The 15,461-nt window shown below is 63.3% G+C and carries 15 protein-coding genes and 1 tRNA gene; all 16 read left to right on the top strand.

Going from position 1 to position 15,461, the window contains the following annotated elements:
* Window positions 1–11: 11 nt before the first annotated feature.
* Window positions 12–96: transfer RNA gene (locus DIE04_RS24825), tRNA-Leu, on the top strand.
* Window positions 97–250: 154 nt separating this feature from the next.
* Complete coding sequence (locus DIE04_RS24830; protein WP_006398798.1) at window positions 251–610, top strand: NADH-quinone oxidoreductase subunit A; 360 nt, start codon at window positions 251–253, stop codon at window positions 608–610.
* Window positions 611–672: 62 nt separating this feature from the next.
* Complete coding sequence (locus tag DIE04_RS24835; RefSeq protein WP_006398799.1) at window positions 673–1,152, top strand: NADH-quinone oxidoreductase subunit B family protein; 480 nt, start codon at window positions 673–675, stop codon at window positions 1,150–1,152.
* Between the two features lie 21 nt (window positions 1,153–1,173).
* Window positions 1,174–1,776 carry an NADH-quinone oxidoreductase subunit C gene (locus tag DIE04_RS24840; protein WP_044844664.1) on the top strand — a complete coding sequence of 201 codons (603 nt, stop codon included), beginning with the start codon at window positions 1,174–1,176 and terminating at the stop codon, window positions 1,774–1,776.
* Between the two features lie 9 nt (window positions 1,777–1,785).
* A complete protein-coding gene (locus DIE04_RS24845) occupies window positions 1,786–3,039 on the top strand; it encodes an NADH-quinone oxidoreductase subunit D (protein ID WP_044844663.1) in 1,254 nt (417 codons plus the stop codon).
* 180 nt (window positions 3,040–3,219) lie between these two features.
* A complete protein-coding gene (nuoE, locus tag DIE04_RS24850) occupies window positions 3,220–3,705 on the top strand; it encodes an NADH-quinone oxidoreductase subunit NuoE (RefSeq protein WP_006478266.1) in 486 nt (161 codons plus the stop codon).
* Window positions 3,702–5,012, top strand: coding sequence for an NADH-quinone oxidoreductase subunit NuoF (gene nuoF, locus DIE04_RS24855; RefSeq protein WP_124523241.1), 1,311 nt, complete (start codon window positions 3,702–3,704; stop codon window positions 5,010–5,012). Before nuoE ends, nuoF begins: the two co-directional genes overlap by 4 nt.
* An 84-nt stretch (window positions 5,013–5,096) precedes the next feature.
* The gene (nuoG, locus tag DIE04_RS24860) at window positions 5,097–7,427 is read left to right on the top strand and encodes an NADH-quinone oxidoreductase subunit NuoG (protein WP_124522492.1); all 2,331 of its coding nucleotides are present in this window, start codon (window positions 5,097–5,099) and stop codon (window positions 7,425–7,427) included.
* A complete protein-coding gene (nuoH, locus tag DIE04_RS24865) occupies window positions 7,428–8,495 on the top strand; it encodes an NADH-quinone oxidoreductase subunit NuoH (RefSeq protein WP_044844661.1) in 1,068 nt (355 codons plus the stop codon). It begins immediately after the preceding gene.
* Between the two features lie 15 nt (window positions 8,496–8,510).
* A complete protein-coding gene (gene nuoI, locus DIE04_RS24870; RefSeq protein ID WP_011885529.1) occupies window positions 8,511–8,999 on the top strand; it encodes an NADH-quinone oxidoreductase subunit NuoI in 489 nt (162 codons plus the stop codon).
* Window positions 9,000–9,113: 114 nt separating this feature from the next.
* A complete protein-coding gene (locus tag DIE04_RS24875; RefSeq protein ID WP_044844660.1) occupies window positions 9,114–9,764 on the top strand; it encodes an NADH-quinone oxidoreductase subunit J in 651 nt (216 codons plus the stop codon).
* An 18-nt stretch (window positions 9,765–9,782) separates the two neighbouring features.
* Window positions 9,783–10,088: an NADH-quinone oxidoreductase subunit NuoK gene (gene nuoK, locus DIE04_RS24880; RefSeq protein WP_004185739.1), complete on the top strand. Its 306-nt coding sequence runs from the start codon at window positions 9,783–9,785 to the stop codon at window positions 10,086–10,088.
* 17 nt (window positions 10,089–10,105) lie between these two features.
* The gene (gene nuoL, locus DIE04_RS24885; RefSeq protein ID WP_124487230.1) at window positions 10,106–12,163 is read left to right on the top strand and encodes an NADH-quinone oxidoreductase subunit L; all 2,058 of its coding nucleotides are present in this window, start codon (window positions 10,106–10,108) and stop codon (window positions 12,161–12,163) included.
* An 18-nt stretch (window positions 12,164–12,181) separates the two neighbouring features.
* The gene (locus DIE04_RS24890; protein WP_044844658.1) at window positions 12,182–13,672 is read left to right on the top strand and encodes an NADH-quinone oxidoreductase subunit M; all 1,491 of its coding nucleotides are present in this window, start codon (window positions 12,182–12,184) and stop codon (window positions 13,670–13,672) included.
* Window positions 13,673–13,708: 36 nt separating this feature from the next.
* Entirely contained in the window at window positions 13,709–15,163 is a 1,455-nt protein-coding gene (gene nuoN, locus DIE04_RS24895; protein WP_185500423.1) for an NADH-quinone oxidoreductase subunit NuoN, read from the top strand.
* Window positions 15,163–15,459 carry a DUF2818 family protein gene (locus DIE04_RS24900; RefSeq protein WP_044844656.1) on the top strand — a complete coding sequence of 99 codons (297 nt, stop codon included), beginning with the start codon at window positions 15,163–15,165 and terminating at the stop codon, window positions 15,457–15,459. The genes nuoN and DIE04_RS24900 overlap by 1 nt, the downstream gene beginning before the upstream one ends.
* Window positions 15,460–15,461 lie beyond the last annotated feature (2 nt).

The raw sequence follows: 15,461 nt of genomic DNA on the forward strand, positions 1-15,461 counted from the left end.
TTGCATGCAGTGCCGACGTGGTGAAATTGGTAGACACGCTATCTTGAGGGGGTAGTGGCGAAAGCTGTGCGAGTTCGAGTCTCGCCGTCGGCACCAAAGTTACTCAATGCCAGCCGCTTCTAGTGGCTGGCATTTTTCATTTGTGGGGTGTGCCTTGCGATTGTCTTGTGATTGCACGCACTCCGAAATGATTCCTTCCGCCGGAAGTGGTATTCTCCGGACGCTCAGAACCAACCGATAGAGGATTGCCTTGAACCTCGCAGCCTATTACCCCGTCTTGTTGTTCCTCCTCGTGGGCACTGGTTTAGGTATAGCGCTGGTCAGCATCGGCAAGCTCCTTGGTCCCAACAAGCCGGACGTCGAGAAGAACGCACCGTACGAGTGCGGCTTCGAAGCCTTTGAAGACGCCCGGATGAAATTCGACGTCCGGTACTACCTCGTCGCCATCCTGTTCATCATCTTCGATCTCGAAACCGCATTCCTGTTTCCGTGGGGCGTCGCGCTCCGGGACATCGGCTGGCCGGGTTTCATCGCAATGATGATTTTTCTGCTCGAATTCCTGCTGGGCTTTGCCTATATCTGGAAGAAAGGCGGCCTCGACTGGGAGTGATGGGTTAATCGCCGGTTTGCATGGGCGGCCACGCTGGGCCGCTCGTCTGGAGTGGAAAGCAAATGAGTATCGAAGGGGTCTTGAAGGAAGGGTTTGTCACCACGACGGCTGACAAGCTGATCAACTGGACGCGTACCGGCTCGCTGTGGCCGATGACGTTCGGGCTCGCGTGTTGCGCCGTCGAGATGATGCATGCGGGCGCGGCCCGTTACGACCTGGACCGGTTCGGGGTCGTGTTCCGTCCGAGCCCGCGTCAGTCGGACGTGATGATCGTCGCCGGCACGCTGTGCAACAAGATGGCGCCCGCGCTGCGCCGCGTGTACGACCAGATGGCCGAGCCGCGCTGGGTGATCTCGATGGGGTCGTGCGCGAACGGTGGTGGCTACTACCACTACTCGTACTCGGTGGTCCGCGGTTGCGACCGGATCGTGCCGGTCGACGTCTACGTGCCGGGCTGTCCGCCCACGGCCGAGGCGCTGGTCTACGGCGTGATCCAGCTTCAGGCGAAGATCCGCCGCACCAACACCATCGCCCGTCAATAAAGCCCCGAGCGTCCCCTCAATATGGCAAGCAAAATCGAGACCCTCAAGGCCAACCTCGAAGCCGCGCTCGGCGCGCGCGTGGTGAGCCTCACCGAAGCGATCGGTGAACTGACGCTCGTCGTGAAGGCGAGCGATTACCTCGAAGTCGCAAAGACGCTGCGCGACGATCCGAAGCTCCGTTTCGAGCAGCTGATCGACCTGTGCGGCATCGACTATCAAACGTACGGCGACGGCGCCTACGACGGCCCGCGTTTCGCGGCCGTGTCGCAGCTGCTGTCGGTCACGAACAACTGGCGCCTGCGCCTGCGCGTGTTCGCGCCGGACGACGATCTGCCGATCGTGGCGTCGCTCGTCGACATCTGGACCTCCGCAAACTGGTACGAGCGCGAAGCGTTCGACCTGTACGGCCTCGTGTTCGAGGGTCACCCCGACCTGCGCCGCATCCTCACCGACTACGGCTTCATCGGCCATCCGTTCCGCAAGGACTTCCCGGTGTCGGGCTATGTCGAAATGCGTTACGACCCGGAAGAGAAGCGGGTCGTCTACCAGCCGGTGACGATCGAGCCGCGCGAAATCACGCCGCGCGTGATCCGCGAGGATCGCTATGGCGGTCTGAAACATTAAGGGGGCGTCATGGCAGAAATCAAGAACTACACCCTCAACTTCGGCCCGCAGCACCCGGCAGCGCACGGCGTGCTGCGCCTGGTGCTCGAGCTCGACGGCGAAGTCATCCAGCGTGCCGATCCGCACATCGGCCTGCTGCACCGCGCGACCGAAAAGCTCGCGGAAAGCAAGACCTTCATCCAGTCCGTGCCGTACATGGACCGTCTCGACTACGTGTCGATGATGGTCAACGAGCATGGCTACGTGCTCGCGATCGAGCGCCTGCTCGGCATCGACGTGCCGGAGCGCGCGCAGTACATCCGCGTGCTGTTCGACGAGATCACCCGCGTGCTGAACCACCTGATGTGGATCGGCGCGCACGCACTCGACGTCGGCGCGATGGCCGTGTTCCTGTACGCATTCCGCGAGCGCGAAGACCTGATGGACGTGTACGAAGCGGTGTCCGGTGCCCGGATGCACGCGGCGTACTACCGTCCGGGCGGCGTCTATCGCGACCTGCCTGACGCAATGCCGCAATACAAGGCGTCGAAGATTCGCAACGAGAAGGCGCTCGCGAAGATGAACGAAGCGCGCAGCGGCTCGGTGCTCGACTTCATCGACGACTTCTTCACGCGCTTCCCGAAGTGCGTCGACGAATACGAAACGCTGCTGACCGACAACCGGATCTGGAAGCAGCGTCTGGTCGGGATCGGCGTCGTCAGCCCGGAGCGTGCGCTGCAGATGGGCCTGACGGGCCCGATGCTGCGCGGCTCGGGCATCGCCTGGGACCTGCGCAAGAAGCAGCCGTACGAAGTGTACGACCGCATGGATTTCGACGTGCCGGTCGGCGTGAACGGCGATTGCTACGACCGCTATCTGGTGCGCGTGGAAGAAATGCGCCAGTCGGTCCGTATCGCGAAACAGTGTATTGAGTGGCTCCGCAAGAATCCGGGCCCGGTGATGACCGACAATCACAAGGTTGCGCCGCCGTCGCGCGTCGGCATGAAGACCAACATGGAAGACTTGATTCACCACTTCAAGCTCTTCACCGAAGGTTTTCACGTGCCGGAAGGCGAGGCGTACGCGGCAGTCGAGCATCCGAAGGGCGAGTTCGGCATCTACCTCGTGTCGGACGGTGCCAACAAGCCGTATCGCCTCAAGATCCGCGCACCGGGCTTCGCGCACCTCGCGTCGCTCGACGAAATGGCGCGCGGTCACATGATTGCCGACGCCGTCACGATCATCGGTACGCAGGACATCGTGTTCGGCGAAATCGATCGCTAATGGTTGCGCCGCTTGCGCGAGCGGGCGGCGAGCGGTCAGTCACACGCGAAGTCACATGCGGTATGCGCCGAGCCGGCGCGGCTTCGCAAGCTGTCAACAGTGAGCGCCAGGTCTGCCGTCCATGCACAGCAGTGCGGCAGGTTGTTCGTTCGGTAGGAATTGAAAGAGTCGTGTCTGAAAATGATCTCAGCTGAAGGCCTGAAGGAAATCGATCGAGCGTTGACGAAGTATCCCGCCGATCAGAAACAGTCCGCCGTGATGTCGGCGTTGGCCGTCGCTCAGGAAGAGCACGGCTGGCTGTCGCCCGAACTGATGCAGTTCGTCGCGGACTATCTCGGCATGCCGGCCGTCGCCGTGCAGGAAGTCGCGACGTTCTACACGATGTACGAGCTCAAACCGGTCGGCAAGCACAAGATCACGCTCTGCACGAACCTGCCGTGCCAGCTTGGCCCGCACGGCGGCGCGGAAGCGACGGCCGACTACCTGAAACAGAAGCTGGGCATCGGCTTCGGCGAGACCACGCCCGACGGCAAGTTCACGCTGAAGGAAGGCGAATGCATGGGCTCGTGCGGCGATGCGCCGGTGCTGCTGGTGAACAATCACAGAATGTGCAGCTTCATGAGCCGCGAGAAGATCGACCAGCTGCTTGAGGAGCTCTCGAAATGACGTCCCTCCACGACCGTCACATCAAACCGCTGATCCTCGCTGGTCTGAACGGCGAGAACTGGCATCTCGAAGACTACGTTGCGCGCGGCGGCTACAAGCAGCTGCGCCGCATTCTCGAAGAAAAGATTCCGCCGGAGCAGGTGATTGCCGACGTGAAGGCGTCGGGCCTGCGTGGCCGTGGCGGTGCGGGCTTCCCGACCGGCCTGAAGTGGAGCTTCATGCCGCGCCAGTTCCCGGGACAGAAGTACCTCGTCTGCAACTCGGACGAAGGCGAGCCGGGCACGTTCAAGGATCGCGACATCCTGCGCTGGAACCCGCATGCGCTGATCGAAGGCATGGCCATCGGCGCGTACGCGATGGGCATCACCGTCGGCTACAACTACATTCACGGCGAAATCTTCGAAGTGTATCGACGCTTCGAGGCCGCGCTCGATGAGGCGCGCGCCGCGGGTTTCCTCGGCGACAACATCATGGGCTCGGAATTCTCGTTCCAGCTGCACGCGCACCACGGTTACGGCGCGTACATCTGCGGCGAGGAAACGGCGCTGCTCGAGTCGCTCGAAGGCAAGAAGGGCCAGCCGCGCTTCAAGCCGCCGTTCCCGGCGAGCTTCGGCGTGTACGGCAAGCCGACCACGATCAACAACACCGAGACGTTTGCCGCGGTGCCGTTCCTGCTGTCCATCGGGCCGCAGAATTACCTCGAGATCGGCAAGCCGAACAACGGCGGCACGAAGATTTTCTCGGTGTCGGGCGACGTCGAGCGTCCGGGCAACTATGAAGTGCCGCTCGGCACGCCGTTCGCGACGCTGATGGAACTCGCCGGCGGGATGCGCGGCGGCCGCAAGATCAAGGCCGTGATTCCGGGCGGCTCGTCGGCGCCGGTGATCCCGGGCGACATCATGATGCAGACCGATCTCGATTACGACTCGATCGCGAAGGCGGGCTCGATGCTCGGCTCCGGCGCGGTGATCGTGATGGACGAGACGCGCTGCATGGTGCGTTCGCTGCTGCGCCTGTCGTACTTCTACTACGAGGAATCGTGCGGCCAGTGCACGCCGTGCCGTGAAGGCACCGGCTGGCTGTATCGCGTCGTGAATCGTATCGAGCACGGCGAAGGCCGCCAGGAAGATTTGGACCTGCTGAACTCGGTTGCCGAGAACATCATGGGCCGCACGATCTGCGCGCTCGGCGATGCGGCGGCGATGCCGGTTCGCGGGATGCTCAAGCATTACTGGGACGAATTCGCGTACCACGTCGAGCACAAGCACTGCATGGTCGGCGGCCACGCGCACGTGGCGGCAGCCTGAAGCGAAGCACCGGTTGCGGAATTTGAGCGCACGGTCGGGCGAAGGCGCGAACGGGCGGAAATAGGTTAAGGACCATTCACCATCATGGTTGAACTTGAAATAGACGGCAAGAAGGTCGAGGTGCCCGAAGGCAGCATGGTGATCCAGGCTGCGCACAAGGCGGATACGTACATTCCTCACTTCTGCTATCACAAGAAACTGTCGGTCGCGGCCAACTGCCGGATGTGTCTCGTCGAAGTCGAGAAGATGCCGAAGGCCGTGCCTGCCTGCGCGACGCCCGTGTCGGCCGGCATGATCGTGCACACGCAGTCCGACAAGGCCGTGAAGGCGCAGCAGTCGGTGATGGAATTCCTCCTCATCAACCATCCGCTCGACTGCCCGATCTGCGATCAGGGCGGCGAATGCCAGCTGCAGGATCTGGCGGTCGGCTACGGCAAGTCGTCGTCGCGCTACTCGGAAGAGAAGCGCGTGGTGTTCCACAAGAACGTGGGCCCGCTGATCTCGATGGAAGAAATGTCGCGCTGCATCCACTGCACGCGCTGCGTCCGCTTCGGCCAGGAAATCGCCGGCGTGATGGAGCTCGGCATGCTGGGCCGCGGCGAGCACTCGGAAATCACGACGTTCGTCGGCAAGACGGTCGACTCCGAACTGTCGGGCAACATGATCGACCTGTGCCCGGTCGGCGCGCTGACCAGCAAGCCGTTCCGCTACAGCGCCCGTACGTGGGAACTGTCGCGCCGCAAGTCGGTGAGCCCGCACGATTCCGTCGGCGCGAACCTCGTCGTGCAGGTGAAGAACAACCGCGTGATGCGCGTGCTGCCGTTCGAGAACGAAGCGATCAACGAATGCTGGATTTCGGACAAGGATCGTTTCTCGTATGAAGGCCTGAACAGCGAAGAGCGCCTGACGAAGCCGATGCTGAAGCAGGGCGGCCAGTGGATCGAAACCGACTGGCAGACCGCGCTCGAATACGTCGCGAAGGGCCTGAAGGGCATCGCCGCGGATCACGGCGCGACTGCGCTGGCGATGCTCGCGAGCGCGCACAGCACCGCTGAAGAGCTGTTCCTCGTGAAGCAGCTCGCCAACGAACTGAAGACGCCGAACGTCGACTTCCGTCTGCGTCAGCAGGATTTCTCGGCGCCGGTCCAGGGCGCACCGTGGCTCGGCATGCCGATCGCCGACCTGTCGAACGTGGATGCCGCGTTCGTCGTCGGTTCGTTCCTGCGCCGTGACCACCCGCTGTTCGCCGCACGCCTGCGCCAGGCCGCGAAGAACGGCGCGAAGCTGCACTTCCTGCACGCGACCGCCGACGACTCGCTGATCCCGACCGCGAAGCGCATCGTCGCCGCGCCGTCGGCATGGCTCGACGAACTGGCCGGCGTGGCCGCAGCCGTCGCGCAACTGCGCGGCATCGCGCTGCCGGACGCGCTCGCGGGCGTCGCCGCATCGCCGGCTGCGCAAGCGGTCGCCCAGTCGCTCGCGAACGGCGAGCGCCGCGCGGTGCTGCTCGGCAACGCAGCCGTGCGTCATCCGCAATTCGCGAAGCTGCACGCCGTCGCACAGTGGATCGCCGACAACACCGGCGCCACGTTCGGCTTCCTGACGGAAGCGGCGAACACGGTCGGCGCGCACGTCGTCGGCGCACTGCCGGGCGAAGGCGGCCTGAACGCACGCGAAGCGTTCGCGCAGCCGCGCAAGGGTTACGTGCTGCTGAACGTCGAACCGGAATTCGACACGGTCGATCCGGCGCAGGCGCTTGCCGCGCTGAACCAGGCCGAGATGGTCGTCGTGATGTCGCCGTTCAAGCACGGCCTCGATTACGCCGACGTGCTGCTGCCGATCGCGCCGTTCACGGAAACGGCCGGTACGTACGTGAACGCGGAAGGCTCGGTGCAGAGCTTCAACGGCGTCGTACGCCCGCTCGGCGACACGCGTCCGGCGTGGAAGGTGCTGCGCGTGCTCGGCAGCCTGCTCGGCCTGCCGAACTTCGAATACGAAACGGCCGAAGAAGTGCGTCTCGCGGCGCTCGGCGACGCAGGCGTCGCGAACCGTCTGTCGAATCAGGCGTCGGCCGCACCGGCCCGCGTCGCGGCAACTGCCGCGAACGGCGGCTTCGAGCGCCTCGCCGACGTGCCGATCTATCATGCCGACGCACTCGTGCGCCGCGCAGGTGCGCTGCACCTGACGGCCGCCGCGAAGGTAGCGAACGCCGCAGCCCTGCCGGCCGCGCTGTTCGACAAGCTGGGCTTGAAGGAAGGCGACGCGGTGCGCGTGCGCCAGGGCGAGCGTGCGGTGCAGTTGCCGGCCGTGCGCGACGCGAATCTTGCGGAGACGGTCGTTCGCGTGTCGGCGGCAACGCCTGCCGGCGCAGCGCTCGGCAGCCTGTCCGGTGAACTGGTGGTGGAGAAGGCGTAAATGAGCTTGTTCGATACGATCAACGCGGGCGGCGCCCAGGTTCTCGGCGTCGCGTGGCCGACGGTGTGGGCAATCGTGCGCATCCTCGTCGTCTCCGTCGTCATCCTGCTGTGCGTCGCGTACCTGATTCTGTGGGAACGCAAGCTGATCGGCTGGATGCACGTGCGTCTCGGCCCGAACCGCGTCGGCCCCGCCGGCCTGTTGCAGCCGATCGCCGACGTGCTGAAGCTGCTGCTGAAGGAAGTGATTCAGCCGAGCGCCGCCAGCCGCTGGCTGTACCTGATCGCACCGGTCATGACCGTCGTGCCGGCGTTCGCCGTGTGGGCGGTGATCCCGTTCCAGGCCGAAGCCGTGCTCGCGAACGTGAACGCGGGCCTGCTGTACGCGATGGCGATCTCGTCGATCGGCGTGTACGCGGTGATTCTCGCCGGCTGGGCATCGAACTCGAAGTACGCGTTCCTCGGCGCGATGCGCGCCGCGGCGCAGATGGTCTCGTACGAAATCTCGATGGGCTTCGCGCTGGTGCTCGTGCTGATGACGGCCGGCAGCCTGAACCTGTCGGAAATCGTCGGCTCGCAGCAGCACGGCTTCTTCGCCGGCCACGGCGTGAACTTCCTGTCGTGGAACTGGCTGCCGCTGCTGCCGGCGTTCGTCGTCTACTTCGTGTCCGGCATCGCCGAAACGAACCGTCACCCGTTCGACGTGGTGGAAGGGGAGTCGGAGATCGTCGCGGGTCACATGATCGATTACTCGGGCATGGCGTTCGCGCTGTTCTTCCTCGCCGAGTACATCAACATGATCGTGATCTCGGCACTGGCCTCGACGCTGTTCCTCGGCGGCTGGGACGCACCGTTCGAATTCCTGTCGTTCATTCCGGGCATCTTCTGGCTGGTGCTGAAGGTATTCGCGCTGCTGTCGGTGTTCATCTGGGTGCGCGCGACGTTCCCGCGCTACCGTTACGACCAGATCATGCGTCTGGGCTGGAAGGTGTTCCTGCCCGTCACGGTGATCTGGGTGGTCGTGGTCGGCTTCTGGATGATGTCGCCGCTCAACATCTGGGTGAAGTAAAGATCGGACGAAATCATGACGGCAATCCAACACTTCTTTAAGACCTTCTTCCTGACGGAGCTGCTGAAGGGGCTCGCGCTGACCGGTCGTTACACGTTCCGGCGCAAGTTCACCGTGCAGTTCCCGGAAGAGAAGACCCCGATTTCGCCGCGGTTCCGCGGGCTGCATGCGCTGCGCCGCTACGAAAACGGTGAAGAGCGCTGCATCGCGTGCAAGCTCTGCGAGGCCGTGTGCCCCGCGATGGCGATCACGATCGAATCGGAAACGCGTGCGGACAACACGCGCCGCACGACGCGCTACGACATCGACCTGACGAAGTGCATCTTCTGCGGTTTCTGCGAAGAAAGCTGCCCGGTCGATTCGATCGTCGAGACGCAGATTCTCGAATATCACGGCGAAAAGCGCGGCGACCTGTATTTCACGAAGGAAATGCTGCTCGCGGTGGGCGATCGCTACGAGAAGGACATCGCTGCGGCGAAGGCCGCCGACGCGCCGTATCGTTGATTGTGTTTGCAGTGCCGGCCCGGCATGAACGGGCCGAGCCGCCGCGACGGGTGCGGCACGCGAGAGCGTCCCGCAAGCCGCGCCTGACTATGGCCTAACGATGAACCGGTAATCATGGAATTCACGACCGTACTGTTCTACATCTTCGCGCTGCTCCTGGTGGTATCAGGGCTGAAGGTGATCACTTCGCGCAACCCGGTGGCGTCTGCGCTTTTCCTTGTGCTGGCGTTCTTCAACGCCGCCGCGATCTGGATGCTGCTGGAAGCGGAGTTCCTCGCGATCCTGCTGGTGCTGGTGTACGTGGGCGCCGTGATGGTGCTGTTCCTGTTCGTCGTGATGATGCTGGACATCAACATCGATTACCTGCGCCGCGACTTCAAGCGCTTCGTGCCGATGGCGACCGTCGTCGGCGCGATCATCGTGGTCGAGACCGCGCTGATCCTGTGGCGCGGCTACGGCGACACGCACACCGTGCACGCGATGGCGACGGGCGCGATGGCCGACTGGTCGAACACGCGTCTGATCGGCAAGGTGATCTACACCGACTACATCTTCGCGTTTGAAATCGCCGGCCTGGTGCTGCTGGTCGCGATCATTGCCGCGATCGGGCTGACCGAGCGCAAGGGCAAGGACAGCAAGCGCCAGCGTGTGTCGGATCAGGTCAAGGTGCGCCGCGACGACCGCGTGCGCCTCGTGAAGATGGAAGCGGACAAGCCGCAGCCGGAAACGGCGCAGAGCGAAGCCGGTACGAGCACCAACGGCTAAGCGGAGGAAAGGAAAACCATGCTGACTCTTGCTCATTACCTCGTGCTCGGCGCGATCCTCTTTGCGATCGCGATCGTCGGGATCTTCCTGAACCGCCGCAACATCATCATCATCCTGATGGCGATCGAGCTGATGCTGCTGGCGGTGAACACCAACTTCGTCGCGTTCTCGCACTACCTCGGCGACGTGCACGGCCAGATCTTCGTGTTCTTCGTGCTGACCGTCGCCGCAGCGGAAGCCGCGATCGGTCTCGCGATTCTGGTGACCCTGTTCCGTAAGCTCGACACGATCAATGTCGAGGATCTCGATCAGCTCAAAGGTTAATTTCAGGCAACGCTGTTATGTCAACGACACTCAATGAAAACCTGCTGCTGGCGATTCCGCTCGCTCCGCTGGCCGGCTCGCTGATTGCGGGGCTGTTCGGGAACGCAGTCGGGCGCAAGGGCGCACACCGGATCACGATCCTCGGCGTGATGATCGCGTTCCTCCTGTCGGCGAAAGTCTTCGCCGACGTCGTGATGGGCGGCGCGAGCTTCAACGCGACCGTCTACGAATGGATGCGGGTCGGCTCGCTGAAGCTCGAAGTCGGCTTCCTCGTCGATTCGATGACGGCGATGATGATGGTCGTCGTGACCTTCGTGTCGCTGATGGTGCACGTCTACACGATCGGCTACATGCAGGAAGAGGACGGCTACCAGCGCTTCTTCTCGTACATCTCGCTGTTCACGTTCTCGATGCTGATGCTCGTGATGAGCAACAACTTCCTGCAGCTGTTCTTCGGCTGGGAAGCGGTGGGTCTGGTGTCGTACCTGCTGATCGGCTTCTACTTCACGCGTGAGAGCGCGATCTACGCGAACATGAAGGCGTTCCTCGTGAACCGCGTGGGCGACTTCGGCTTCCTGCTCGGCATCGGCCTGCTGCTCGCGTTCGCGGGTTCGATGAACTACGGCGAAGTGTTCGCGAAGCGTGCCGAGCTCGCCAGCCTGCACTTCCCGGGCACCGACTGGGGCCTGCTGACCGTCGCCTGTATCTGCCTGTTCATCGGCGCGATGGGTAAATCGGCACAGTTCCCGCTGCACGTGTGGCTGCCCGACTCGATGGAAGGCCCGACCCCGATCTCCGCACTGATTCACGCGGCGACGATGGTGACCGCCGGCATCTTCATGGTGTCGCGCATGTCGCCGCTGTTCGAACTGTCGGATACCGCGCTGTCGTTCATCACGGTGATCGGCGCGATCACGGCGCTGTTCATGGGTTTCCTCGGCATCATCCAGAACGACATCAAGCGCGTGGTCGCGTATTCGACGCTGTCGCAGCTCGGCTACATGACCGTCGCGCTCGGCGTATCCGCGTACCCGGTCGCGCTGTTCCACCTGATGACGCACGCGTTCTTCAAGGCGCTGCTGTTCCTTGGCGCGGGCTCGGTGATCATCGGCATGCACCACGACCAGGACATCCGCAACATGGGCGGCCTGCGCAAGTACATGCCGATCACGTGGATCACGTCGCTGATCGGCTCGCTCGCACTGATCGGAACGCCGTTCTTCTCGGGCTTCTACTCGAAGGATTCGATCATCGAGGCCGTGAAGGAATCGCATCTCGCGGGTTCGGGCTTCGCGTACTTCGCAGTGGTCGCAAGCGTGTTCGTGACGGCGCTGTACTCGTTCCGCATGTACTTCCTCGTGTTCCACGGCGAAGAGCGCTTCCGCAACCCGAAGCATCCTGAATCGCCGATGGGCATGGCGGCCGCGCACGGCCACGACGATCACGGCCACGGCCACGGTCACGACGACCACGCGCACGAACCGCACGAGACCCCGTGGGTCGTGTGGCTGCCGCTCGTGCTGCTCGCGATTCCGTCGGTCATCATCGGTGCGATCGCGATCGGCCCGATGCTGTACGGCAGCTTCTTCGAACATGGCGTGGCATTCGACAAGGTGATCTTCATCGGCGAAAACCACCCGGGCCTCGAAGAGCTGGGCAAGGAATTCCACGGCTGGGCCGCAATGGGCCTGCACTCGCTGACGACGCTGCCGTTGTGGCTCGCGATTGCCGGCGTCGTGGTCGCGTGGTTCCTGTACCTGAAGCGTCCTGAGCTGCCTGCCGTGATCCGCCGCGCGTTCGGCCCGATCTACACGCTGCTCGACAACAAGTACTACATGGACAAGATCAACGAAGTGGTGTTCGCCCGTGGTTCGGTGGCGATCGGCCGCGGCCTGTGGAAGGAAGGCGACGTCGTCGTGATCGACGGCCTCGTCAACGGCAGCGCCAAGTTCATCGGCTGGTTCGCCGGCGTGATCCGCTTCCTCCAATCCGGTTACATCTATCACTACGCGTTCGCCATGATCATCGGCATGCTGGGGCTCCTGACCCTGTTTGTAACGCTCGGCGGCAAATAAGGCGAGGGGACAAGAACAATGCACGCTTTTCCGATTCTCAGTACCGCGATCTGGTTGCCGATCGTTTTCGGCCTCCTGGTACTCGCGGTAGGTAACGACAAAAATCCGGGGACGGCCCGCTGGGTCGCGCTGATCGGCTCGCTGCTCGGTCTCGCGGTCACGGTCCCGCTGATCACGGGCTTCGACTCGAGCACGGCTGCGCTGCAGTTCGTCGAGCAGTCGACCTGGATCGAACGCTTCAAGATCTCGTACCACCTCGGCGTCGACGGCATCTCGATGTGGTTCGTCGTGCTGACCGCGCTGATCACGGTGATCGTCGTGATCGCCGCGTGGGAAGTGATCACCGAGAACGTCGCGCAGTACCTCGCGGCCTTCCTGATCCTGTCCGGGATCATGATCGGCGTGTTCTCGGCGGCTGACGGCCTGCTGTTCTACGTGTTCTTCGAGGCGACCCTGATCCCGATGTACATCATCATCGGCGTGTGGGGCGGCCCGAACCGCGTGTACGCGGCGTTCAAGTTCTTCCTGTACACGCTGGCCGGCTCGCTGCTGATGCTGGTCGCGCTGATCTACCTGTACACGCAGACGCATTCGTTCGACCTCGCGACGTGGCAGGGCGCCAAGATCGCGATGACGCCGCAGATCCTGCTGTTCATCGCCTTCTTCCTCGCGTTCGCGGTGAAGGTGCCGATGTGGCCGGTGCACACCTGGCTGCCGGACGCGCACGTGGAAGCGCCGACGGGCGGCTCGGTCGTGCTGGCGGCGATCATGCTGAAGCTCGGCGCATACGGTTTTCTGCGCTTCTCGCTGCCGATCACGCCTGACGCAAGCCACTTCCTGGCACCGGTCGTGATCACGCTGTCGCTGATCGCGGTGATCTACATCGGTCTCGTCGCGATGGTGCAGGCCGACATGAAGAAGCTGGTCGCGTATTCGTCGATCGCGCACATGGGCTTCGTCACGCTCGGCTTCTTCATCTTCAACCAGCTTGGCGTCGAAGGCGCGATCGTCCAGATGATCTCGCACGGCTTCGTGTCGGGCGCGATGTTCCTGTGCATCGGCGTGCTGTACGACCGCGTGCACTCGCGTCAGATCGCCGATTACGGCGGCGTCGTGAACGTGATGCCGAAGTTCGCGGCATTCGCGATGCTGTTCTCGATGGCCAACTGCGGCCTGCCGGGCACCTCGGGTTTCGTCGGCGAGTTCATGGTGATTCTCGCGGCCGTCCAGTACAACTTCTGGATCGCATTCGGCGCGGCATTCACGCTGATCCTCGGCGCGGCCTACACGCTGTGGATGTACAAGCGCGTGTACTTCGGCGCGGTCGCGAACGATCACGTTGCCAAGCTGAAAGACATCGGCCGTCGCGAATTCGTGATGCTGGCGGTGCTCGCCGCGTTCACGATGCTGATGGGCCTGTATCCGAAGCCTTTCACCGACGTGATGCACGTTTCCGTGGAAAACCTCCTCTCCCAAGTCGCGCAGTCGAAGCTGCCGCTGGCCCAGTAATCGCGAGCGGAGGAACTCAAGATCATGAACGCTCCTATGAATGTCCTGTTGCCTGACGCGCTGGTGATGGTCGCCATCGTCGTCGCATGGCTGAACGACACCTTTACCGGTGCCGCTGGCCGCCGCCTGACCTATCTGATCGCGGTGGTTTCGTCGGTCGTCGCCGGCGTGTGGTTCGCGGTGCAGGCGCTCGACCCGCAGCCGTACTACTTCTTCTCGCGGATGGTCGTCGTCGACTCGTTCGCGAGCATGATGAAGGCCGTCGTGTCGATCGGCTTCGCGGTCTCGCTCGTCTATTCGCGCAAGTACCTCGAAGACCGCGACATGTTCCGCGGCGACGTGTTCCTGCTGGGCATGTTCTCGCTGCTCGGTCAGCTGGTGATGGTGTCGGGCAACAACTTCCTGACGTTGTACCTCGGCCTCGAACTGATGTCGCTGTCGCTGTACGCGGTCATCGCGCTGCGCCGCGATGCCGCGCAGTCGAGCGAAGCCGCGATGAAGTACTACGTGCTGGGCGCGCTCGCGTCGGGCTTCGTGCTGTACGGCATCTCGATGCTCTACGGCGCGACCGGCTCGCTCGAGCTGGGCGAGGTGTACAAGGCGGTCGGCGGCAACACCGACGCGGCCGTGCTGATGTTCGGCGTGATCTTCATCGTCGCCGGTATCGCGTTCAAGCTCGGCGCCGTGCCGTTCCACATGTGGGTGCCGGACGTCTACCAGGGCGCACCGACCGCGATGACGCTGTTCGTCGGCGGCGGCCCGAAGGTTGCCGCGTTCGCGTGGGGCCTGCGTTTCCTGGTGATGGGCCTGCTGCCGCTCGCACAGAACTGGCAGACCGCGCTCGTGATCCTCGCCGCGCTGTCGCTGATCGTCGGTAACATCACCGGTATCGTCCAGCGCAACATCAAGCGGATGCTCGCGTATTCGGCGATCTCGAACATGGGCTTCGTGCTGCTCGGCCTGCTCGCCGGCATCGTGAAGGGCGACGCGGCCGCACCGGCGAACGCATACAGCTCGGCGATGTTCTACGCGATCGTCTACCTGATCACGACGCTCGGCTCGTTCGGCGTGGTGATGCTGCTCGCACGCCGCGATTTCGAAGCGGAAACGATCGACGACTTCAAGGGCCTCAACAAGCGCAGCCCGGTGTTCGCGTTCGTGATGATGGTCATGATGTTCTCGCTGGCAGGTATCCCGCCGACCGTCGGCTTCTACGCGAAGCTCGCGGTGCTCGAGGCGACCGTCAATGCGGGGCTCACGTGGCTGGCCGTGCTGGCCGTGATCACGTCGCTGTTCGGCGCGTTCTACTACCTGCGCATCGTCAAGCTGATGTACTTCGATGCACCGCAGGATACGACTCCGGTCACCGGCGATTTCTGCAAGCGCACGATCCTCGTGCTGAACGGCCTCGCGGTCGTCGTGCTCGGCCTGATCCCGAGCCCGCTGCTGACGGCCTGCCTGCAGGCGATTCGTCACACGCTGCCGCTGTAATGTCGGCAGCCGGCTGGTTCATCGTGCTGTTGGCGCTCGTTTGCGCCAACCTGCCGTTCCTGAACCAACGCCTCTTCGCCGTCGTGCCGATCGGTGCGACGAAGAAGAACGCGTGGGTTCGGATCGGCGAGCTGATCGTGCTGTATTTCGTCGTCGGCGCGCTCGGCTTCTGGCTCGAGTCGCGCGCCGGCAACCGCTTCGAACAGGGCTGGCAGTTTTACGCGATCACGTTCAGTCTCTTTGTCGTGTTCGCGTTCCCCGGCTTCACGTTCCAGTATCTCGTCAAACGACGCTGACG

The sequence above is a fragment of the Burkholderia sp. Bp8994 genome, assembly GCF_003853805.1.
GTDB lineage: Bacteria > Pseudomonadota > Gammaproteobacteria > Burkholderiales > Burkholderiaceae > Burkholderia.